Source organism: Pauljensenia sp. UMB10120 (assembly GCF_030212035.1).
GTDB classification, from domain to species: Bacteria; Actinomycetota; Actinomycetes; order Actinomycetales; family Actinomycetaceae; genus Pauljensenia; species Pauljensenia radingae_A.
Map to the genome: position 1 here is coordinate 186,552 of NZ_JASODH010000002.1, position 21,667 is coordinate 208,218.

Here is a 21,667-nt window from a genome sequence, read left to right on the forward strand (position 1 = left end):
ATGCAAAGGAATGTGTGGCCCACCGCATGACACGCGTATGAGTGAGCAAAACACGACGCATAACGACCCGACACTGGCGATGTCAACCCGCCGCGTCGAGATCCCATCGCATGTCGAACCCATTCAGCTGCTGGGAACATCGGATCAGATTCTGCGCGCACTGGAACGCGGCTTTCCAACCGTCCGTTTCTTCGTCGCCGGACGCACCATCACGATGACGGGTTCGTCAGGAACCATTGACGTCGCCGCTCAACTGGTAAGTGAACTGGTTGACCTCACGGCATCCGGCACGATGCTTGATGTGCCCGGCGTTGAACACGCCATCCGGCTGCTGACCGCTCCTCAGCCGCGCGCCGGCCAGGACACTTCCGACGACATCGTCACTGCTGACGGCCACACCATTCACCCGCAATCCCCAGGGCAGAGCAGCTACATCAAGGCCATTGAACGCTCGGTTGTGGTCTTCGGGATCGGCCCGGCCGGCACCGGCAAGACATACCTGGCAATGGCCCAGGCTGTGCGCGCATTGCTCTCGGGCGAGGTTCGGCGCGTTGTGCTGACACGTCCCGCGGTGGAAGCGGGGGAGAACCTCGGCTTTCTGCCAGGATCTCTCACTGAAAAGATCGACCCGTATCTCAGGCCCCTGTACGACGCCCTGCATGACATGATCGATCCACAGGCACTGCCGCAACTGATGGCTGCCGGCACAATCGAAGTGGCGCCCCTGGCGTACATGCGCGGACGCACCCTGAACGACTCCTTCATAATCCTGGATGAGGCGCAGAACACGACGCCCTCGCAAATGAAAATGTTCCTGACACGTCTGGGCTTTAACTCGCACATGGTTGTCACGGGCGACGTGTCCCAAATCGACCTTCCCGGAGGAACCCGATCGGGGTTGAACGTCGTGCAGGATATTCTGACAGATATCGACAATGTCGAATTTTGCTACATGACCAGCGCGGACGTCGTCCGGCACCCCCTGGTCGGACAGATCATCGACGCGTATTCCCGGTGGGAAGAACGCGCCCACAGGCAGGCCGACACGCGCTCCGCGACGCGCACCGGCCGCAGGTCACGAAGGAATGATCATGACTGAAGTGATAAACGAAACGGAATGTGAGATTGACGAGTCTGAATTCGCCGCACTCGCAGACTACGTTCTGATGCAGATGCATGTGGCAACGACAGCTGAACTTAACATCTTGTTCATCGATCCCGAACCGATGGCAGATCTGCACGTCAAGTGGCTCGGCCTGGAAGGACCGACTGACGTGATGAGCTTCCCGATGGATGAGCTGCGGCCGGGAACCGACGACAAACCCACCGAGGGTGTACTGGGGGATATCTGTATCTGCCCGCAGGTTGCGCACAAACAGGCCAAAGAAGCGGGGCACTCTGCCGCTGAAGAGATGCTGCTGCTGGCGACGCACGGCATGCTGCACCTGATGGGATACGACCATGCTGAGGAGGAGGAAAAGGAAGAAATGTTTGCCCTGCAACGCAAACTCCTGCTGACATTCCTGGCAACACGATCATGATCCCTTTCGCTCACCAGCCATCCCCGTCAGGTCTGTCGGATACTGCTCCTGTTGCAGTGCTGATCGCCGTATCCGTGATCTGCCTGCTGCTGGCGGGAATCCTCGCCACCATCGAAACCGCGTTTTCCCGACTGTCGAGGGCGGCCGCGGAAGACCTTGTCGAAGAAGGCCGCAAACGTGCTCCTCAGCTGGTTGACTTGCTTGCGCAGCGCAGGCGCACCGCGTTGACCCTGCGCACAGTGCGCATGTTTGTGCAGGTCATCGCCGCCGTCGGTATCACCCTGGCGCTGGTGCACCCGTCGCTGAGGTGGTGGCTTATCGGCATCATTGCAGTCGCTGCGGTGGGTTTGATCGAATTGTTCGCCGTGGTGATGCTGCCGATACCGTTGGGTACGCGTAACCCTGAACGCATGGCGTTGGTTGGAACGCCTCTGGCGTCGCGGCTGGTTGCCATCTCTCACATTGCCGACCCCATTGTCCGTTTCGTACGCAAGCGCCTGCCTCAGTCGGACCAAACCGATGCGGAAGCGCGGCAGGAAATGGCTGACGACCTGCGCGAAATGGTCGACCAGGTTGGTGAAACAGAAGGCTTTGAAGAAGAAGATCGCGAGATGCTGCGATCCGTGTTTGAACTGGGGCACACGGTGGTGCGCGAGGTGATGGTGCCGCGCACCGAGATGATCACCGCGACCGTGGATCTGCCAGCTTCCAAAGCACTGCGACTGTTCATCCGATCAGGGTTTTCCCGCTTGCCTGTCATTGGTGAGGATATCGACGACGTGCGCGGCATCCTGTACTTCAAGGACGTCATTTCGCGCATGGTGCATGATGCGGGCAGTAATGATCTGACCGCTTCCCACATGATGCGACAGGCAGTTTTTACTGTGGAGACCAAACCGGCTGACGATCTGCTGCACCAGATGCAGGCTGAGCACTTCCACATGGCGCTGGTCGTCGACGAGTACGGTGGGATCTCTGGCCTGGTCACCCTGGAAGACCTGATCGAGGAAGTCGTGGGCGAAGTGACCGATGAGCATGACCGTCGCGAAATCGAGCCGGAAGAGGTCGCCGAAGGGGTGTGGCGAGTCCCGTCCCGATTCCCGATCGACGAGCTGGGCGAGCTTTTCGGCATGGAGCTCGAGGACGATGATGTGGACTCGGTCGGCGGTTTGCTGACCAAGGCGATTGACCGTGTGCCGCTGCCCGGCGCTCGCGGTGAAATGGACGGCATCTACATGCTGGCCGAGGAGGCACGAGGGCGACGCCGTCAGGTCGGCACCGTTGTCTGCGCACTGTCGCCACTGCCGACCACGTTCGAGGACGGTTTCCGCATCCTCGACGAATCACAACTGCTTGAACTGAGCTGCACGCCGGAGAGCGAGGACACCGATGAATGACCGTGATGACCAGTGGGACGACTCCACTGACGAGTGGGATGACGCCTCTGAAGAACAGGTGCGTGACGAGGTCGCCAGCATTCGCGACGCACGTCAGGAAGCCGAGCAGGCTGCCGATGCGCACGGACTGATGTCGCTGACCTACCCGGAGGGTTTTCGTGCCGGATTCGTTTCGGTTGTCGGGCGCCCCAACGTCGGAAAATCCACGTTGACCAACGCAATGGTCGGCCAGAAAGTGGCGATCACGTCAGGTAGGCCTGAAACGACGCGCCATAACATACGCGGAATTGTCCATAGGGACACCTCGCAGCTCGTCATCGTCGATACGCCCGGATACCATCGCCCTCGAACCTTATTGGGTAAACGCCTCAATGACATGGTCCGAGAAGCACTGGCTGAGGTGGACTGCGTGGTGTTCTGCCTGCCGGCCGATCAGAAGATCGGGCCGGGGGACCGTTTTATTGCCCGCGAACTGGTTGATGTGCGCCGCCCCGTCATCGCAGTTGCCACGAAAATCGATCTGGTGCCGAAAGACCGTCTGATGAAACACCTGCTGGCGATTGACCGGCTGGGATCGTGGGAAGCGATCGTCCCGGTCAGCGCTCAGACAGGTGAGCAGGTGGAGGAATTGATTTCCGTGCTCTCGCGCACTGTCCCTGAATCCGCGCCGCTGTATCCGCGAGATGACGTGACGGATGAATCCCGCGACACCCTCATTGCTGAATACATTCGCGAAGCAGCGCTTGAAGGCATTCGCGAGGAGCTGCCGCACTCCCTGGCGGTGCAGGTCGAAGAAATTATCGAGCGCCCGGCCAAGGAGGGCGATTTGCGCCCACCTCTGCTGGATATCCACGTCAATGTCTATGTGGAACGTGACTCCCAAAAGGCGATCATCATTGGACGAGGCGGGTCGCGCCTGCGTGACATCGGCACGAAGTCCCGCAAGCAAATCGAGGAGCTGCTGGGACGCAGAGTCTTCCTGGATCTGCATGTGCGCACCGCCAAAGATTGGCAGTCAGATCCGAAAATGTTGGGCCGCCTCGGTTTTTGAGTAAATGACTATTCGGTAAACAGCAGGTGACTGTGCATTAACTGATGCTAATGGAATGGGGGTGACCTGCAACGTTGTCACATAATGGAAGGAGTGTGACAAGCGGCACCCGCAAGAGGTTAGAATCACATACAGTGGATGGGTCGATGGTGCCCCATCCACGCAAGGAGAGGAGAACGAGTGTGACGCAACCTCCCGACCTCACCGCCCCTGAATCTACCGCGCCCGAATCGACCGGCTCTGACACTCGCGATGCCTCGCTGATCGTCCGCGCCCCCGCAGTCGCCGGATTCTTCTACCCAGATAGTCCAACCGATATTGAGTCAACTGCCAGTGCGCTGATTGATCGTGCCCGCCAACACAACGCCCCGGCTGACAGTGAGGCACACCCGGCACGCGCAATCATCGTGCCCCACGCCGGTTGGCGATACTCGGGCGATCTTGCTGCGCTGGGCTGGGCGTACGCGGCGCGCAGTCGCCCCCGAACCACACGAATCGTCCTGCTCGGCCCGACCCACCGTGTCGCCATCCGGGGAATCGCGCTGCCCGGTGCGGACCGGTTCGGAACACCGGCTGCAATGCTCTATATCCCCACCCGTGACATCCTCGAATCCACGCGCACGTGCGTCGAACCTGTCCACTGCGACGAAGGCACCCACCGGGATGAACACGCGCTGGAAGTCCAGGTCCCTTTCATCACGGCACTGTTCGGAGACGACGTCGAACTCGTGCCCCTCAACGTCGGAGAAGCCTCTCCCACAGCAGTTGCCGACGTGATCGACGCGCTCACCTCGCCCACCACGCTGATCGCAGTCAGCTCAGACCTCTCGCACTACCACACATACGACGAGGCGCGCCGCATCGACCAACGCACCATCGACATGATCGAACGAGGACAGTACCCCGTTGAACCCGAGCAGGCCTGCGGCGCCCGTCCCATGAACGGCCTGCTCGAATATGCCCAGAGACACTCTCTGACGGTGACCGCGCTTGGCTCACACAACTCCGGAGACGTCCTGGGAGGTGACACCGCACGTGTCGTCGGATACGCAGCGTTTGCACTGACTGACGAAAAGGACTGACCCAGATGCCAACACCACTGCCAGACAATGCGGGACGCATCCTGGTTCCACTGGCGCGAGGAGCCATACGGCTCAGGCTGCAGGGAACACGTACCGACCAGATTGTCATGAACTCCCTACCGGCACCGCACGACCGGCCCGAATGGCTGCAGGAACCAGGAGCAAGCTTTGTGACGCTGACGATCAACTCTCATCTGCGAGGATGCATTGGGTCGCTCTCACCGCGCGGATCTTTGTACGACGACGTCATCCATAATGCCCTCGCAGCCGCCTTCCACGACCCGCGTTTCGATCCCCTTGACGCAACTGAATATCCGAGCATCAGCGTGGAGGTGTCGGTGCTGTCGGCCCCGGTGGCCCTGCCGGCATTGAGTGAGAAAGCGGTGCTTGAATCGTTGCGCCCCGGAATTGACGGGGTCGTCCTGATCGCCGGTCCGACTCGGCGCGCCACTTTTCTGCCGCAGGTGTGGGACGACCTTGCGGATCCAGCTGACTTCTTCGCCCACCTCAAACGCAAGGCAGGCCTTCCCACTACCTGGTGGTCGCCGGACGCCCGAGTGGAAACCTACACGGTGCGAGCCTTCACCGACCAGGACGCGGATGGTGACGATGATGCGCCGACCAGTGCGTCAGACATGACCGACCGATAAAACCACGCAGCGCCATGTCCACACCTGCACACACGATCACCGGGCGCTGGCAAACACGCCTCGATGACGGTCGAGTGCGCTGTGACTTGTGCCCGCGTGCATGCAAACTGCGCGATGGGCAGCGTGGATACTGCTTTGTGCGGGAGCGTCGCGGCGCTGACATTGTGCTGTCAACCTGGGGGCGCTCCAGCGGCTTTTGCGTGGACCCCATTGAAAAGAAACCACTCGCGCACTTCTACCCTGGTACCGCTGTGCTCTCATTTGGTACCGCCGGATGCAATCTGGGATGCAGGTTCTGCCAGAACCACGAGATCTCAGCGGCTCGACAATGGGACCTCCTGGCCGAACGCGCAACGCCTCATATGGTCGCAGACGCGGCAGTGAGACATCATATTCCTGCGGTCGCATTCACGTACAACGATCCCGTGATCTACGCCGAGTATGCTATCGATACGGCTCTGGCATGCCACGAGGCGGGCGTGCGCACCGTAGCTGTGACTGCTGGCTACATTTCTCCGAAAGCTCGATCTGAGTTCTTCGCGCCTATGGACGCGGCAAATATTGACCTCAAAGGCTTCACGGAAGAGATGTACTGGCATCTGACAGGCGCTCACCTGCGCGACGTCCTGGAGACGATCGCATGGGTCGCTGAGCGGGACAGCACCTGGCTGGAACTGACAACCCTGCTGATCCCTGGACACAATGATTCATCTGAGGAAATCCGCAGCCAGTGCCGGTGGATCCTGCGTGAGTGCGGCCCTGATGTGCCTGTGCATTTTTCAGCATTCCATCCTGACCACAAAATGCGCACCACTGCACCGACTCCACCTGAAACTTTGCGCCGAGCCCGCTCCATTGCACTCGACGAAGGGCTGCATTACGTGTACTGCGGCAATGTTCACGACATCGAAGCGGATACCACCACATGCGCCTCCTGCGGGCACGAACTCATCGTGCGCGACTGGTACCGCCTCATCAGCTACGACGTAACAGCTAACGGGACGTGTCCGGCGTGCGGGGCCAGAATTCCCGGTCGCTTCGACGAGGGCGGCCCCGGCGAAGCCTCTGCGCATTCCTTCCAGGTCGCCTTGTCATGAAACAGCTCAAGAACCGGCGCCACTACGTCCCTCGACCTATCATGTTCGAGTGAATAAGGAAGACACAAACCGCCCGGGAAGCTGCCGCATTCCTCGGAGCCAGATGATTCCAGTGGGTCCGCACGAGGGTCGCTACGTGATGTATGAGCCTGTCACGCATCACGCATATCTCACGGTAGACAACGATGACCGTGGAGCAGCCGCACAGGGCGGGGGACTGATCGGAGCATTCCTTCTTGCGCCGCTGACGATGTGGCTGGTAACCAAGCTCCCCGCTGATTTGAGCGGCGGCGCCTACATCGCACTCTTCTGTGCCGCGACGCTGCTGGGCGGAGCGGTTGCCGCCTGGCTGTATCATGCAGGCATCCGTCAGAAGATGAACCTGCACAGATGGAATGCGGGAGGCAACGACCTGCTGGCTGCTCGTTCACGCAACAGAGTGCGTGAGGTTTGTGCGTTCATCATCATGGTCATATTCGTGTTGCTTATTCCAGTCATGGCTTGGGCATACTTTGCGGTACCAACAGCCGCAGCGTTGACTCTGTATATCCCGGCGCTCGTCCTGTCGCCCATCTCGGTATATGCAGTGATCAGCACCCTGCGTCTGCAGGCATGTGCTCGCAGATGGCGTGCACAGGCCGCACGCGCTGATAACAGTTCTAACAGCGCCGGCTGACGCATGAACTGACGCAGGCGCGGTGCGCATCAACAGTTTTGGCATCGTCGATTCAAACGTCAACTGCACGGGAACTGGCGTCCGACCAGCGGCGCGTAGTGTCCACTTTGTGAAACGCGTGCGGCGCGGTGGTCCCAATCTCATTACGGTGGAGATCATGATGCAGCGCGCACTCCTGCTTATGTGCCGCGACGAGGCCTGAAAAGGCCGGAACCTCGTCGCGGCGTTTGTCGACCCCGGTCAAGCCGGTTCGCCACCGGAATCGACACCAGCAGGAAAGAAGAAAGCAGATGCGCACAACAGCCAACGTTCCCACACCTCAAGCCAGCCCCAAGCCGGTTGCCAAGTACATTCCATTCCTGGAATCCAACCCCATCGACCTGCCCACGCGCACATGGCCTACCAAGCGTATGACACGCGCCCCGCGCTGGCTGTCCACCGACCTGCGTGACGGCAACCAGGCACTGATCGAGCCGATGGATCCCACGCGCAAGCGTGCCATGTTCGATTTGCTGGTCTCACTGGGGTACAAGGAAATCGAGATTGGATTCCCAGCGGCATCGCAAACCGACTACGACTTTGTTCGCTCTCTGATTGACGATGAGGCGATCCCTGAAGACGTGACAGTGTCTGTGCTGACACAATCACGCACCGAACTCATTGAGCGCACCATCGACGCCCTCGTCGGCATTCCCCGGGCAACGGTTCACCTGTACAACGCAACGTCGCCACTGTTCCGCGAGCTCGTCTTCCGTATGGACAAGGCACAAACCGTTGACCTGGCACAAAGCGGCACCCGGGAAATCATGGCGCGGGCAGAAAAAGTCCTCTCAGATGACACGATCTTCGGCTTCGAATACTCACCGGAAATCTTCGTGGACACGGAGCTGGACTTCGCAGCCGAAATCTGCGAAGCAGTCATGGATATCTGGCAGCCTGACGACGACCGTGAAATTGTGCTGAATCTGCCGGCAACGGTGGAGCGCGCAACGCCTAACGTGTTTGCCGACCAGATCGAATGGATGTCAACGAACCTGTCGAGGCGTGGCCACATCGCACTGTCTGTCCATCCGCATAATGACCGCGGAACGGGTGTTGCAGCAGCGGAACTGGCGTTGCTGGCCGGCGCTGACCGCGTAGAGGGATGCCTGCTTGGACAGGGGGAACGAACCGGCAACGTCGACCTGGTCAACCTCGGCCTGAACATGATGAGCCAGGGTATCGATCCGGGTATTGACTTTTCCGACGTGGATCGCATCCGGCACACGGTGGAACACTGCACCATGATGGAAACCCCGCCGCGTATGCCCTACGTGGGGGACCTGGTTTACACGTCCTTCTCCGGATCGCACCAGGACGCCATCAAGAAGGGCTTCGAAGCCCGCAAGAAGAAAGTTGCGGAAGCCGGCGGAGATGAAAACGCTGTGCCGTGGGGCATTCCGTACCTGCCGATCGACCCGCACGACGTGGGTCGCTCCTACGAGGCGATCGTGCGCGTCAACTCCCAATCCGGTAAGGGCGGCGTCGCCTACCTCATGTCGACCGCACACCACATGGAACTGCCGCGACGCCTGCAAATCGAATTCTCACGCATCGTTCAGCGTCACACAGATTCCTTTGGCGGAGAGATCAACTCCAAAAACCTGTGGAAGATCTTCACCGACGAATACCTGCCTGCCGACGAGGCAAGCGGCCTGGCCCCGTGGGGACGCTTCGAAATGGGAGACTTCCACCTGCACACGCGCGGCAAAGAGCAGGAAGTGGAACTGCGCGGTGAGATCCTGGACCAGGGACAGCCCGTTGCCATCAGCGCCGTGGGAACCGGCCCGATCGACGCTTTCGTCGCAGCTATGCACGACTTCGACCTGGATGTGCGCATCCTCGACTACTCTGAGCACGCCATGAGCCAGGGACGTGACGCCACCGCAGCCGCATATGTGGAAGCAGCGGTCGACGGCCAGATCGTCTGGGGGGTCGGCATCGATTCGTCCATCACGACAGCCACATACAAGGCCGTTATTTCCGCCATGAACCGCGCTTTGCGCTAATAGCACATTGACGGTGCCGGTCGACGTGTCCTGTGGCACCTCGACCGGCCTGTGAGACAATGCGAGCGTGATCAGAAGCTACCGAGACCAGGCGATCGTCCTTCGTACTCACAAACTGGGGGAAGCTGACCGTATCGTCTGCCTGCTCACCAAGGAAAACGGGCAGGTACGCACGGTAGCCAAGGGAGTGCGCCGCACCACCTCGAAATTCGGTGCGCGCCTGGAACCGTTCTCACTGATCGACGTGCAGCTGCATCGTGGCCGCTCATTCGACATTGTGACGCAGGTGGAAATGCTGCGTCCCTACGGCACTCAACTGGCTTCGGACTTCGATTTGTTCGCCGCCGGAACCGTCATGGTGGAAACAGCCGAACGCCTCACGGCCGATTCAGCTGACGGCGCACACGCTCAATACTCACTCCTGCTCGGAGCACTCCACGCGCTGGCCAACCTGCGTCATGACCCGGTCCTCATCGTCGATTCGTATCTTCTACGCGCCCTGTCAGTGGCGGGGTGGGCACCCTCGTGCTTCGCATGCGCCAGTTGCGGCAAGCCCGGCCCGCACACGTCCTTCTCCATTTCCGAGGGTGGCGCGCTGTGCGACGAGTGTCAAAGCGAAGGGGGAGTGGCCGTCTCGGAGAACACGATGGAACTGATGGGGCACCTCCTGGCCGGAAACTGGGATCAGGCTGACCGCACCGAAGCGTATGACCGGCAACGCGTCGCACACCTGACATCGGCGTATACGCAGTGGCATTTGGAACGTAAGCTGCGCGCACTCCAGCTCTTCGAAAGGAAACGGGCATGACATCTGCCCAGGCTCCGGTTGATCGGGCACCATCAGATCCCACTGCTCCTGTGCTGGGTCCGGGTCAGTGGTCCCAACCGGTTCCCGTTTTTGACCGCGTGCCTCGCCACGTCGCCCTCGTGATGGATGGAAATGGTCGATGGGCCAATGCTCGCGGATTGAATCGCACGGCAGGGCATCACGCCGGAGAATACTCCCTGATGGACACGATCGCCGGTGCCATTGACGCAGGCGTGCGCTATCTGAGCGTCTACACCTTTTCGACGGAAAACTGGAAACGTTCCCCGGCTGAAGTGCGTTTCATCATGAACTACGCGCCCGATGTGCTCACGCGCAGGACGGGCCAACTTGATGAATGGGGTGTGCGCGTGCGATGGAGCGGCCGGCGACCCAAACTGTGGAAGTCCGTTATTCACGCCCTGGAAAAAGCTGAGCGCGCCACCGAATCGAACCGGACGCTCGATCTGATTATGTGTGTCAACTACGGTGGGCGCGCCGAAATTGTGGACGCTGCACGCACGATTGCCATGGAGATTGCTGACGGGACGATGAAGCCGGCTGGCGTGACTGAACGGACGTTTGCGCGCCACTTGTATCTGCCCGATGTGCCAGATGTCGACCTGATGATTCGCACCTCAGGCGAGCAACGTATTTCGAACTACCTGCTCTGGCAGCTGGCGTACGCGGAGATGATGTTCGTGGATACGCCGTGGCCGCAATTTGACCGCAGTGAACTGTGGAAATGTCTGGCGTCCTACGGGAAACGTGATCGCCGTTTCGGTGGCGCCGTCAACTCACCGCACGCGCCGCTTCGGTGAGCGTCCTACTGTGCTGATACCGGGGATTCCTCGCACGTCAGGACTTCCTGAGGTGCCGCTTTGGGGTGCGAGTGACGGTAGATGAGCCAGCTGGCCAGAATAATCACCGCCAGAGCGATCCCGATCCATGAAATCGGAGAGCCTGCGATTGCGCCGATGGCAGCGACCCACACAGCCAGCAGCCCCAGCCCGTACATGATCGACCACGCTACGCACCCGGGAAGCATCGCGAGGGTATAGGTGCGCCACTTCAACCGGACAATTCCGGCATCGGCATTGACCGCTGTCTGAACACCGACGGTGAGGAAACACAGCGGGATGATCAAAAGCCCCCATTTTTCGAGCAGTTCTGCACCGCGGCGGGGAACAGGCCCGTTAAACCAGCGGGCGATCGCGCCGATGAGGCCGGAGTGTCCGTCACCTTTCAGGGCGCCCGTGGCGGCGCCTCGACCAAGCCAATAGGTGCCCTGGGCGCGCAAGAAGACGACAAAGAACAGGAAGATGAAAAGAGGCAGCCCGCTTGAGGCCCACTGGGGAACTGGCATCAGGCTTCGTCATCCTCAACAGCGCCGCACTCAGAGCACAGACCGAATACTTCGAGCGAATGGGCAACCTCAGTGAAGCCGTGCTGCGAGGCGATCTGAGAAATCCAGGATTCTGCTTCGCTGACTTCGATCTCTTCAGTGTGACCGCAGTTGCGGCACACCAGGTGGTGGTGGTGGCCTTCATCTTCGCACAGACGGAACATCGATTCGCCATCGTCCATGCGCAGGACATCGACGACATTCATCTCAGCCAGTGCCTGCAGATTGCGGTAGACCGTCGCTAGGCCGACGCGCTGCCCCTGATTTGTCAGGTCGTCGTAGATCCGCTGTGCGGAACGAAAGTCCTTGTCACGACGCAGCTCGTTAAAGACGGATTGACGTTGCCGAGTCATCCGCTGCACGATGTCCCCCTCTTGCCGACCCTGAAGTAAATCTTCTCGTTCTTGGAAGCATACAGGGTTGAGGCGAGAAATGGAGATTACAGTGTGTCATCTGCTGTTGGTGTGCCCATCCGATCGGGGGAGTCAGGATGCGCCGAATGAGCGTGAGGATCACCGGCAATCAGATGCGTATGTCCGCCGGTGACCTGGAGGCGTCGCCCTCGTCGAATTCCGTCAATGGCAGCCTTGATGACGAATCCGAGGATGTATACGACGATAGCTGCCACCACGATGAGTGCGCCGGGGGAGACATCCACGAAGTAGGTCACCACAAGGCCGCCGACACATAGCACGGTTCCCAGAGCCATTGCGCAGGCCATTGTGGAGCGGAAGGAACGGGTGACGAGTTGCGCGATTGCGACCGGGACGATCATCAGGGCCGACACCAGGAGCGAGCCCACGACGCGCATCGCAACTGCGACAGTTAACGCCGACAGGATCGCGATGAGGATGGACAGGGCAGCCACCGGAAGGCCGGTTGAGTGCGCGAAGTCCTCATCATCGGTCACTGCGTACAGTGCAGGCGACAATCTCAGGCCGATGAGCAAGATGAGTGCACACAGCGCGCCAATGAGGTAGACGTCTCCCCATTGCACTGTTGAGATGGATCCGAATAGATACGAGTTCAACTGTGTGGACGTTCCACCTGCCAGACCGATCAGCAGGACGCCGGTGGCGATGCCTCCGTAGAACAACATGGCGAGGGCAACGTCGGCACTGGTGCGGCCACTGAGCCTGACGACTTCGATCGTCACCGCGCCCAGGATTGATACGACAAGGGCGCCCGGCAATGCCCATTGATCAGAAGGCGTCACGTTTGCAGCTGTCCCGGCGATCCAGCCCAGAGCCACACCCGTCAGCGAGACGTGCCCGATGCCGTCTCCCAGCATCGCCATGCGGCGATGTACCAGGTAGGTGCCGACGATGGGTGCGCACAGTCCGACCAGCAGCGCTGCCAGCAGGGAACGGAGCATCAGTGGGGATGTGAAAAGGTCGGCGAGTGCCTCACCCATGATGGCTCGCCTCCTCGGTCGATGCCGGTTGTGGGGCGTCGTCGTAGGTGATGTGGCCGGCGGCAATGGTGATTTGACGATCCAGGAGGGGGCGTAGTTCCCCCAGCTCATGCAGGACCAACACAATGGTGGTGCCCCCGTCCTTGGCTGACTGCACGATCGACGCCAGGCGTTGGCGCGAAACCGAATCGATTCCAGTTAGCGGCTCATCCATGATGAGGAAATCCGGGTGGCGCACCAGGGCGCGCGCAATGTTGACGCGCTGACGCTGCCCACCTGACAGGATGGAGACCGGATCGTTTGCGCGATGCGCGAGCCCGACCAGCTCCAGGGCATCAAGCGCTTTGCGTCGATCGGAGCGTGACAGCCAGAATTTTCGAGGCCCCAGTAGACCTGAGGCGACAACTTCACGCGCGTTGGAGGCGACGCCGCCGCCTGCGCGTGAATACTGCGGGACGTAGCCGATGCGCGACCACGGTCGCTTGCCGTGTGCACTGACCTGCATGCCGAACAGTGACATGCTGCCGCGTGTCACCGGTGCAGTGCCAAGGATTGCGTGCATCAGCGTGGACTTGCCAGAACCGTTGGCTCCCGTCACGGCGAGTGCTTGTCCGGCAGGTATATCCAGGTTGATGCCGTGCAGGATGAGGGTGTCATCCCACGCGACATGCAGGTCACGCATGCTGACGGCGAAAGCGGTCATGTCAGATGCTTCGGGGCAGGTCATTGCGGGGATTACTTGCAATCCAGTGCTGTGCGCAGAGCAGTCAGATTGTCTCTCATCACGTCCATGTAGTCCTTGGATGGATCGTTTTGTGATTCGAGCGGATCAAGGACCGCGGTCTTGATGCCCAGGTCATCTGCCAGAGTCTGCGCAATCTTCGGGTCAATGAGAGTCTCAGTGAATATTGTCGTCACGCCTTCTTTCTTGGCCAGCTCGGAGATCTCCTTCAGCTTGGCCGGTGAGGGTGACGTTTCCGGATCAATACCGGCAATGCCTTCCTGGTTCACGCTGGCGCGGTCGGCCAGGTAACCGAAGGCCTCATGCGAGGTGATGAATGTCGTGTGAGCGCACTTGCGTGTGCCCTCGACAATTTCCGTCGACAATTCGTTGAGGGAAGTAGACACCTGGGCCGCCTGCGTGGTGTACAGCTGCGCGTTGGTTGGGTCGGCTTTGGCCAGTGCCTGTCCAATCACCGTGGCAGCCTGAGCCATACGCTGGGGATCCAGCCAGAAATGTGGATCCACGTCACCGTGGTCATGTTCGTGACCTGTGTCGTGATCGCCGTGTTCCTCATCCGCCGAGTCAGTGTCCTCGGCCTCACTGTGCCCCGACTGCGCGTCCTCGTCTACGTGCGTGGGGGACAGGAGCTGAACAGCACTGGCAACGTCAACAACATGTTCGGGTGGATTGATCGCCACAGCGTCATCGACGGCAGTCTGGAAACCAGAAAGGTACACCACGATGTCTGAACGCCCCAGTTCATTCACCTTGGCCGGCGACAGCTCCAGGTCGTGCGGCTCGGCTCCAGGAGGTGTCAGTGACGACACAGCTACACGATCACCTCCGATCTGTTCCACCAGATATTGCAGCGGGTAGAAGGATGCCGCGACGTTGAGTACCGTCGACCCGTCGGACTGGGAGGACTGGCCTGCGTCAGCGATGACCGACCGTTCAGACTGCATCGATTGGGGTGCCGAAGCAGTGGAGCACCCGGCGAGCACGGTGGCTGTACAGGCAAGGGCGAGGAGAGGGCGCGAGAAGTTCATACCCATAACTCCACTGTAAGTGAGAATGAATGTCAAGTGGACCCGGTGTGAGATGCGTAGTTTATCGCGATGTGGACGGCGCGCGACCAGTCGAACCGCGGACAACCAGATCCGGTGTGTACAAGAATGCCCCGGACGTGGCGGGCATGTCAGGATTCTTAATCGCTTCGAACAGAGTGCGAACTGCAGCCGTGGTAATCGCATCAACAGGCTGGCGGATCGTCGTGAGGGGTGGATCGAGGTGAGCCATGAGTTGCGAATCGTCAAACCCGACAACCGACAGGTCATCCGGCACGCGCATGCCACGTGACTTTGCCGCGCGAATTGCGCCCAGTGCCTGCATATCTGATCCAGTGACGAGGGCAGTCATGCCTTCATCGAGCAGACCGTGAGTTGCAGCTGCGGCGGCCTCGTATGTGTAGAACGTTTCGACAATGCGCGGCTTGTCGATTCCGAACTCCTGAGTCATGACTGTCTTGAATGCGTCGACTTTTCTGCTGGCGGGCACGATGTGCGTATGCCCGGACAGCAGAGCGATCCGTGTGTGTCCCAGTTCGCGCAGGTGACGCACGGCGATCGAGATACCGATCTGGTCGGCGGCAGAAAAATCTGCGCTTTCAATCTCCTCGCGTGATCCATTGATGGTGACGAATGGGATGCGTCGTTCGCGCAGGTGATGGTAGCGGGACATATCTCCGCGAAAATCGGCGTGACGCCCCGACACAAAAATCAAGCCGGAGCATCCGTGGGACAGAAGGGTTTGAACGTAGTCACCCTCGGAGGTGGAGCCGGGAGTCTGACTGCAGATCAATGGGATTGCACCTGTGCGCGAAACCTCAGCCTGGATGGCGTGGGCGTATGCGGCGAAAATTGGATTGGTCAGTTCGGGGATGATGATCCCGATGCAGGGGGTGGAGGAGGAGCGTTCAGGAAGGGGGCGTTCATACCCCAGAGAATCAATCGCCGTCAGGACGCGGTGGCGCGTCTCGGCTGACACGGGGCCAGTTCCGTTAATGACGCGTGACACGGTAGCTGTTGACACCTGCGCGTGTTCAGCGATATCAGTCATCCGTGTGCGGTGCTTCGGCATTGAACCCTCCCGGTTATGTACGTCTTATCGATCGTAGTCGATCACGAGGGTGAGCCGTGCATGGCTCACCGAGTGGACGCTGTACTGAATGTAACAGTTCTCTATCTTTTCTGTAAATCCTTGCACAATTGTCGGAGATTATTTACAGTAAGAGCTACAACCGCACGGCAGCGGAGCGTGCGGATTCACGATCACCCGATCATAGGAGTTTGAATGCGCAGACGCATAACTGTACTTGGTGCCCTCGCCATCGTTGCCACACTGACAGCATGCGGCGGAAATTCGCCGTCCGGCCAGTCCTCAGACGGTGTTGACGCGGAACAGTCCGCCATCGGACAGTCTGCTTCGGACGGTGCTGCAACCGTTGGATCCCTCACTATCTGGGCAGATGACACCCGAACCGGGCCGCTGAAAGAACTCGCGAAAGATTTCACTGCTCAAACGCAAATTGACGTCAATATCTTCTCCAAGTCCAACGACACCATGTCGAAAGACTTCATCGCGCAGGTACCTACCGGCAAAGGCCCCGACATGATGGTGACCGCTCACGATGGGCTGGGAGAACTGGTCAACAATGGTGTCGTCGCTCCGGTTGACATTGCCGATTCAGCTGACGCCTTTACCGAATCAGCAGTGCAGGCCGTGACCTATGACGGGCAGACCTACGGTGTGCCCTACGCCACCGAATCGCTGGCACTGGTGCGCAATAACGCGCTGACCACGGATGAGCCTGCCACATTCGACGAGATGATCGAATCGGGCAAAGCGACAGGAGCCGAGTATCCGTTCGTCCTCCAAACCGGAGATCAGGGAGACCCGTACCATTACTACCCATTCCAGACCTCCTTTGGTGCAACGGTTTTTGCTCAGGAAGCTGACGGTTCCTACACCTCAGAGCTGACGATGGGTGGCGAAAAGGGGGTGGCGTATGCTACATGGCTGAAACAACAGGCAGACGCTGGAATCTTCGACATCAACATCACCGGCGAAATCGCCAAGCAGTCCTTCCTGGACGGCAAAGCGGCATACACCGTGACGGGTCCGTGGAACGTTGACGCTTTCCGCGATGCCGGCATGGACATCTCTGTGCTGCCCATCCCCTCAGCGGGAGGTGAAACAGCGGCGCCGTTCGTCGGCGTCCAGGTCTTCTACGCATCTGCAAAGAGCCAGAACCAGGTGCTTGTCTCGAAGTTCATGGACTTTATGAAGACCCCCGAAGCGCAGCAGAAAATGTACGACCTGGCTGGGCGCACACCGGCTCTGAAGGAAACAGCCGCCGCAATTGATGACCCTGACATTCAGGCTTTCTCCAAGATTGCCGAAACCGGTATGCCCATGCCGTCTATTCCTGAGATGAGCGCCGTGTGGCAGTTCTGGGGTCTGACCGAAGCAAACATCATCTCCGGCAAGGAAGCTCCCGAAGAAGGCTGGAACACGATGATCTCCAACATTCAAGGCGCTATTGAGTAGTGTCTGTCGCGTCGCGCTGCTCACTGCAGCGTGACAGACCAGTGGCACGGGGATGAGAAACGAGGTGCCTCGCATCTCTTTTCTCATCCACCGTGCCGCCCACACCCTGTTCACCCAATCAGGAGTAGGCCATGTCGTCGCCTTCATCAGCAACGTCTTCTCACACAGAACAGTCCTCACAGTCAACGGATTCACCGCAGACCCCCTCGTACCGCACCTCACATGCCCGCGACATAACGAGGCCCGGTTTTATCGCCAAATTGATCTTGATGATGCTCGTCAATGCACTCGGCGTCTACGGCATCATCACAGCGGCGTTCGTCCAGTCGTGGCTCATCGTGGCGCTACTGGTCCTTCTGCTGGTTGCCGTCGATTTCATCTATTTTTCCTCGCGGATGCTGCCCGCCAAATACCTGATCCCCGGCCTGGTGTTCCTCCTGATCTACCAGGTCTTCGTCATGGGGTATACCGGCTACGTGTCCTTCACGAACTACGGGCAAGGGCATAACTCGACCAAAGCTGACGCCATCAGCTCCATCATGATGGAGAACAAGAAAAGGGTGGATGGCGCGCCCACCGTCAATATGGCGGTCGTCGACGACGGCGGCACACTGGGGCTGGCGGTCGAAGATCCCGATACACATGCGGTGAGCGTCGGTTTTGAGGATGTGCCGCTTCATGAGGTCAACGCGGAAGTGGGTTCCCTGGGTATTACCTCGGTGGAAGGCTACGACGTCCTCGCGTTTGCAGATGTTGCAGCCCGACAAAACGACGTGGTCAATCTGACTGTACCGGTCAGTGACAACCCTGACGACGGGTATTACGTCACCACCGACGGCTCCAAAGGTTATCTGGCTCAGCCCACATTCCACTACGACGAACAAGCCGACACCATGACAAACACGGCAACCGGCGTGGTGTACACGGCAGACAGTGACGGTTTCTTCACCTCACCAAACGGCGAGCACCTCACGCCCGGGTGGCGCGTCTTTGTCGGTTTCGACAACTACGCCTCAATGGTGGTCAGCTCTGACCTGGCCGTCCCGTTCTTTAAATCGCTGATCTGGTCGTTCGTCTTTGCATTCGGATCGGTGATCACCACCTTCGCCTTCGGCCTCTTCCTGGCGTTGACATTCGCTGATCAGCGCATCAAAGGCCGGCGCGTCTTCCAGTCCCTGATGATTCTGCCCTACGCGTTCCCTGGCTTCCTCGCCACCCTGGTCTGGCGCGGCATGCTCAACGAGCGCTTCGGCTTCGTCAACGAGGCATTGCTGGGCTGGATGCCCGGAACGAACATCCCGTGGCTGACCGATGGGACGTGGGCGAAGGTCTCCATCCTGGGGGTGAACTTGTGGCTCGGATTCCCATACATGTTCCTCGTCTGCCTGGGCGCACTGCAATCGCTGCCCTCTGACGTCATGGAGGCGGCGAAGATAGACGGAGCAGGGGCGCTGCGCACAGTGTGGTCAGTGAAGCTACCACTGGTGCTGCAATCGACGGTCCCACTGCTCATCTCATCGTTTGCCTTCAACTTCAACAACTTCTCACTGATCTACATGCTCACAGGTGGAGGCCCGTCCTATCCGGGATTGTCGGTGCCGGTGGGTGAGACTGACATTTTGATCTCGATGGTCTACAAGATCGCATTTGACCGGGGCGGGCAGAACTTCGGTCTGGCATCAGCCATGTCAATCGTCATCTTCATCGTCGTAGGAGTGATCTCCTGGCTGGGCTTCAGGAAGACGCGCGCATTGGAGGAACTGTGATGACTACTGCATCAACGTCTCAAGCTGCCACAACACGCGGCGCACACAACGATCAGACGAACAATACACGCCACTCGATGTCGGCTGGTCGATGGATGCGAGAGCTGGGCTGGAGGTACGTGGTCGGTATCCTCGTCACCATCTACTGTCTGATTCCTCTGCTGTACGTCTTGTCTGTTTCCCTGTCGCCGGGCGCGACGCTGACCGGAGCCAACAAGTTATTCCAGCACTTCTCATTGGAGAACTTCCAAGCACTGGGGCAAACCACGTACTGGCAGTGGATCAAGAACTCGCTGATCGTTTCATCGATTACCGCGATCGGCACAGTGCTGATGGGCGCTGCGGCCGCCTACGCATTTTCCCGCTTTCGTTTCCGAGGGCGACGCGGCACACTCACCTTCCTGCTCCTGGTTCAGATGTTCCCGCAGATGCTGGCATTCGTGGCACTGTTCCTGCTGCTGCTCGCCCTCCAGGACGTTTTCCCGGTCCTGGGACTGGACTCTCGTCTGGCGCTGATCTGCGTGTATCTGGGCGGCGCATTGGGGTCGAACACCTTCCTGCTGTACGGGTTCTTTAACACCGTTCCCCGCGAACTTGACGAAGCGGCCGAAATTGACGGGGCAAGCCACGCTCAGACGTTCTGGACGATTATCATGCCGCTGGTAATCCCGATCCTGGCTGTTGTCGGTTTACTGTCCTTTATCGCCAGTTTCTCCGACTTCGTCATTGCGCGCGTCGTGCTGCAAAGCGAATCAAATTTCACACTGGCTGTCGGCATGTACAACTGGGCTGCCGATGAGCGCGTGGCACCGTGGGGCCTGTTCGCCGCAGGAGCCGTTGTCGCGGCAATTCCTGTGATCCTGCTCTTCCAATACCTGCAAAAGTACATCGTGTCGGGTCTGACAGCGGGCGCAGTGAAGGGGTAACGCAGTAAAACCGGTAGACTCGAGCGCGTGAGCGTCGCACCAGCCAGGTGCGACGATGAAAATAAGGAGAATTTCCAACATGGCACAAGGCCCTTCACGTCTCGACTCGGTCATCAGCCTGGCCAAGCGCCGCGGCTTCGTGTTTCCCTCCGGGGAAATCTACGGTGGTACCCGTTCAGCCTGGGATTACGGTCCGCTGGGTGTGGAACTCAAGGAAAACATCAAGCGCCAATGGTGGAACACTGTTGTGCGCTCCCGTGACGATGTTGTGGGACTGGACTCAGCCGTTATTTTGCCCAAGCGCGTGTGGGAAGTGTCCGGTCATGTCACAGCATTCACTGACCCGTTGACCGAATGCCTGTCCTGCCACAAGCGTCTGCGTGAGGACGAACTAATCGAGCAGTACGCTGAGAAGCATTCGAAAGATGAAGGCGACGTGTCGATGGAAGACGTGCCGTGTCCGAACTGTGGGACGCGCGGTCAGTGGACACAGCCCAAGGCTTTCTCCGGATTGCTCAAGACATTCCTTGGTCCCGTTGATGACGAGGCCGGACTGCACTACCTGCGCCCCGAAACAGCACAGGGTATCTTCACGCAGTTCGCCAACGTCATGTCGACCTCCCGCAAGAAACCGCCGTTCGGAATCGCTCAGATCGGCAAGTCCTTCCGCAACGAAATCACGCCAGGTAACTTCATCTTCCGTACCCGCGAATTCGAGCAGATGGAGCTTGAGTTCTTCGTAGAACCGGGCACTGATGAGCAGTGGCATCAGCAGTGGATCGACCAGCGTTTCCAGTGGTACGTCGACCTAGGCATTGATCCCGAACACCTGCGCCTGTACGAACACCCGAAAGAGAAACTCTCGCACTACTCCAAGCGCACCGTTGATATCGAATACACGTTCGGTTTCCAAGGCTCCCAGTGGGGCGAGCTCGAAGGCATCGCGAACCGTACCGACTACGACCTATCGGTCCATGCCGAAGCTTCCGGCGCCAAGCTGGACTACTTCGATCAGCAGAAGAACGAACGCTGGACTCCGTATGTTATCGAACCGTCGGCTGGTCTGACCCGCTCTCTCATGGCATTCCTGGTGGAAGCTTACGACGAGGAAGAAGTACCCAACGCGAAGGGTGGTGCGGACAAGCGAACGGTGCTGCATATGGATCCTCGTCTGGCTCCCGTCAAGGCCGCCGTCTTGCCGCTGTCACGCAAGCCGGAACTGCAGGAGCCTGCACGCGAACTGGCGAAGAGCCTGCGCATGCGGTGGAACGTGGACTATGACGATGCTGGCGCGGTGGGCCGGCGCTACCGCCGTCAAGATGAGATCGGCACACCCTACTGCGTCACCATTGACTTCGACTCGCTCGACGATCACGCAGCGACAATCCGTGAGCGCGACTCGATGGAGCAGGTGCGCATCCCGATCGACGAGGTTCCTGCCTGGCTTGCCGATAAGCTCGGCGCCTGCTGAGGCATACC

21 protein-coding genes are annotated in these 21,667 nt (G+C 59.4%); 15 read left to right on the top strand and 6 right to left on the bottom strand.

Annotation, left to right across the window (positions count from 1 at the left end):
• The first annotated feature begins 37 nt into the window (after positions 1–37).
• The 11 genes from QP093_RS02670 (at position 38) to QP093_RS02720 (ending at position 11,168) form a co-directional block, all read left to right on the top strand.
• Positions 38–1,099 carry a PhoH family protein gene (locus QP093_RS02670; RefSeq protein ID WP_285014513.1) on the top strand — a complete coding sequence of 354 codons (1,062 nt, stop codon included), beginning with the start codon at positions 38–40 and terminating at the stop codon, positions 1,097–1,099.
• A complete protein-coding gene (ybeY, locus tag QP093_RS02675) occupies positions 1,092–1,541 on the top strand; it encodes an rRNA maturation RNase YbeY (RefSeq protein WP_058236385.1) in 450 nt (149 codons plus the stop codon). The genes QP093_RS02670 and ybeY overlap by 8 nt, the downstream gene beginning before the upstream one ends.
• Positions 1,538–2,938 (top strand): hemolysin family protein, encoded by a 1,401-nt coding sequence (locus QP093_RS02680; RefSeq protein WP_285014515.1) that lies wholly within the window; start codon positions 1,538–1,540, stop codon positions 2,936–2,938. Before ybeY ends, QP093_RS02680 begins: the two co-directional genes overlap by 4 nt.
• Entirely contained in the window at positions 2,931–3,989 is a 1,059-nt protein-coding gene (gene era, locus QP093_RS02685; RefSeq protein ID WP_074026149.1) for a GTPase Era, read from the top strand. The genes QP093_RS02680 and era overlap by 8 nt, the downstream gene beginning before the upstream one ends.
• Before the next feature lie 182 nt (positions 3,990–4,171).
• The gene (amrB, locus tag QP093_RS02690) at positions 4,172–5,071 is read left to right on the top strand and encodes an AmmeMemoRadiSam system protein B (RefSeq protein WP_285014516.1); all 900 of its coding nucleotides are present in this window, start codon (positions 4,172–4,174) and stop codon (positions 5,069–5,071) included.
• 5 nt (positions 5,072–5,076) lie between these two features.
• A complete protein-coding gene (gene amrA, locus QP093_RS02695) occupies positions 5,077–5,721 on the top strand; it encodes an AmmeMemoRadiSam system protein A (RefSeq protein WP_285014518.1) in 645 nt (214 codons plus the stop codon).
• Positions 5,722–5,735: 14 nt separating this feature from the next.
• Complete coding sequence (gene amrS, locus QP093_RS02700; RefSeq protein WP_285014520.1) at positions 5,736–6,818, top strand: AmmeMemoRadiSam system radical SAM enzyme; 1,083 nt, start codon at positions 5,736–5,738, stop codon at positions 6,816–6,818.
• 49 nt (positions 6,819–6,867) lie between these two features.
• Positions 6,868–7,494, top strand: a complete 627-nt coding sequence (locus QP093_RS02705; RefSeq protein WP_285014522.1) for a hypothetical protein — start codon at positions 6,868–6,870, stop codon at positions 7,492–7,494.
• Positions 7,495–7,784: 290 nt separating this feature from the next.
• On the top strand, positions 7,785–9,542 hold the full coding sequence (gene leuA, locus QP093_RS02710; protein WP_285014524.1) for a 2-isopropylmalate synthase: 1,758 nt from the start codon (positions 7,785–7,787) through the stop codon (positions 9,540–9,542).
• A 70-nt stretch (positions 9,543–9,612) separates the two neighbouring features.
• Entirely contained in the window at positions 9,613–10,350 is a 738-nt protein-coding gene (gene recO, locus QP093_RS02715; protein WP_285014717.1) for a DNA repair protein RecO, read from the top strand.
• Positions 10,347–11,168, top strand: coding sequence for an isoprenyl transferase (locus QP093_RS02720; RefSeq protein WP_058236391.1), 822 nt, complete (start codon positions 10,347–10,349; stop codon positions 11,166–11,168). Before recO ends, QP093_RS02720 begins: the two co-directional genes overlap by 4 nt.
• A 5-nt stretch (positions 11,169–11,173) precedes the next feature.
• Here QP093_RS02720 and QP093_RS02725 read toward each other — a convergent pair whose 3' ends face one another.
• From QP093_RS02725 to QP093_RS02750, 6 genes are all read right to left on the bottom strand, one after another.
• The gene (locus tag QP093_RS02725; RefSeq protein ID WP_285014527.1) at positions 11,174–11,713 is read right to left on the bottom strand and encodes a DedA family protein; all 540 of its coding nucleotides are present in this window, start codon (positions 11,711–11,713) and stop codon (positions 11,174–11,176) included.
• Positions 11,713–12,114 (bottom strand): Fur family transcriptional regulator, encoded by a 402-nt coding sequence (locus tag QP093_RS02730; protein WP_285014529.1) that lies wholly within the window; start codon positions 12,112–12,114, stop codon positions 11,713–11,715. The genes QP093_RS02725 and QP093_RS02730 overlap by 1 nt, the downstream gene beginning before the upstream one ends.
• A 77-nt stretch (positions 12,115–12,191) precedes the next feature.
• On the bottom strand, positions 12,192–13,166 hold the full coding sequence (locus tag QP093_RS02735; protein WP_285014530.1) for a metal ABC transporter permease: 975 nt from the start codon (positions 13,164–13,166) through the stop codon (positions 12,192–12,194).
• Positions 13,159–13,893 carry a metal ABC transporter ATP-binding protein gene (locus QP093_RS02740; protein WP_285014532.1) on the bottom strand — a complete coding sequence of 245 codons (735 nt, stop codon included), beginning with the start codon at positions 13,891–13,893 and terminating at the stop codon, positions 13,159–13,161. Before QP093_RS02740 ends, QP093_RS02735 begins: the two co-directional genes overlap by 8 nt.
• 8 nt (positions 13,894–13,901) lie before the next feature.
• Positions 13,902–14,936 (bottom strand): metal ABC transporter substrate-binding protein, encoded by a 1,035-nt coding sequence (locus tag QP093_RS02745; protein WP_285014720.1) that lies wholly within the window; start codon positions 14,934–14,936, stop codon positions 13,902–13,904.
• A 61-nt stretch (positions 14,937–14,997) separates the two neighbouring features.
• Entirely contained in the window at positions 14,998–16,026 is a 1,029-nt protein-coding gene (locus tag QP093_RS02750) for a LacI family DNA-binding transcriptional regulator (RefSeq protein WP_285014534.1), read from the bottom strand.
• Between the two features lie 213 nt (positions 16,027–16,239).
• Here QP093_RS02750 and QP093_RS02755 point away from each other — a divergent pair, with 213 nt between their 5' ends.
• The 4 genes from QP093_RS02755 (at position 16,240) to QP093_RS02770 (ending at position 21,659) form a co-directional block, all read left to right on the top strand.
• Positions 16,240–17,496 (top strand): sugar ABC transporter substrate-binding protein, encoded by a 1,257-nt coding sequence (locus tag QP093_RS02755; protein WP_058236397.1) that lies wholly within the window; start codon positions 16,240–16,242, stop codon positions 17,494–17,496.
• 131 nt (positions 17,497–17,627) lie between these two features.
• Positions 17,628–19,262 carry an ABC transporter permease subunit gene (locus QP093_RS02760; RefSeq protein ID WP_285014536.1) on the top strand — a complete coding sequence of 545 codons (1,635 nt, stop codon included), beginning with the start codon at positions 17,628–17,630 and terminating at the stop codon, positions 19,260–19,262.
• 77 nt (positions 19,263–19,339) lie between these two features.
• Positions 19,340–20,188, top strand: a complete 849-nt coding sequence (locus QP093_RS02765) for a sugar ABC transporter permease (RefSeq protein WP_285014722.1) — start codon at positions 19,340–19,342, stop codon at positions 20,186–20,188.
• A gap of 79 nt (positions 20,189–20,267) precedes the next feature.
• Positions 20,268–21,659 carry a glycine--tRNA ligase gene (locus tag QP093_RS02770; RefSeq protein WP_058236399.1) on the top strand — a complete coding sequence of 464 codons (1,392 nt, stop codon included), beginning with the start codon at positions 20,268–20,270 and terminating at the stop codon, positions 21,657–21,659.
• Positions 21,660–21,667 lie beyond the last annotated feature (8 nt).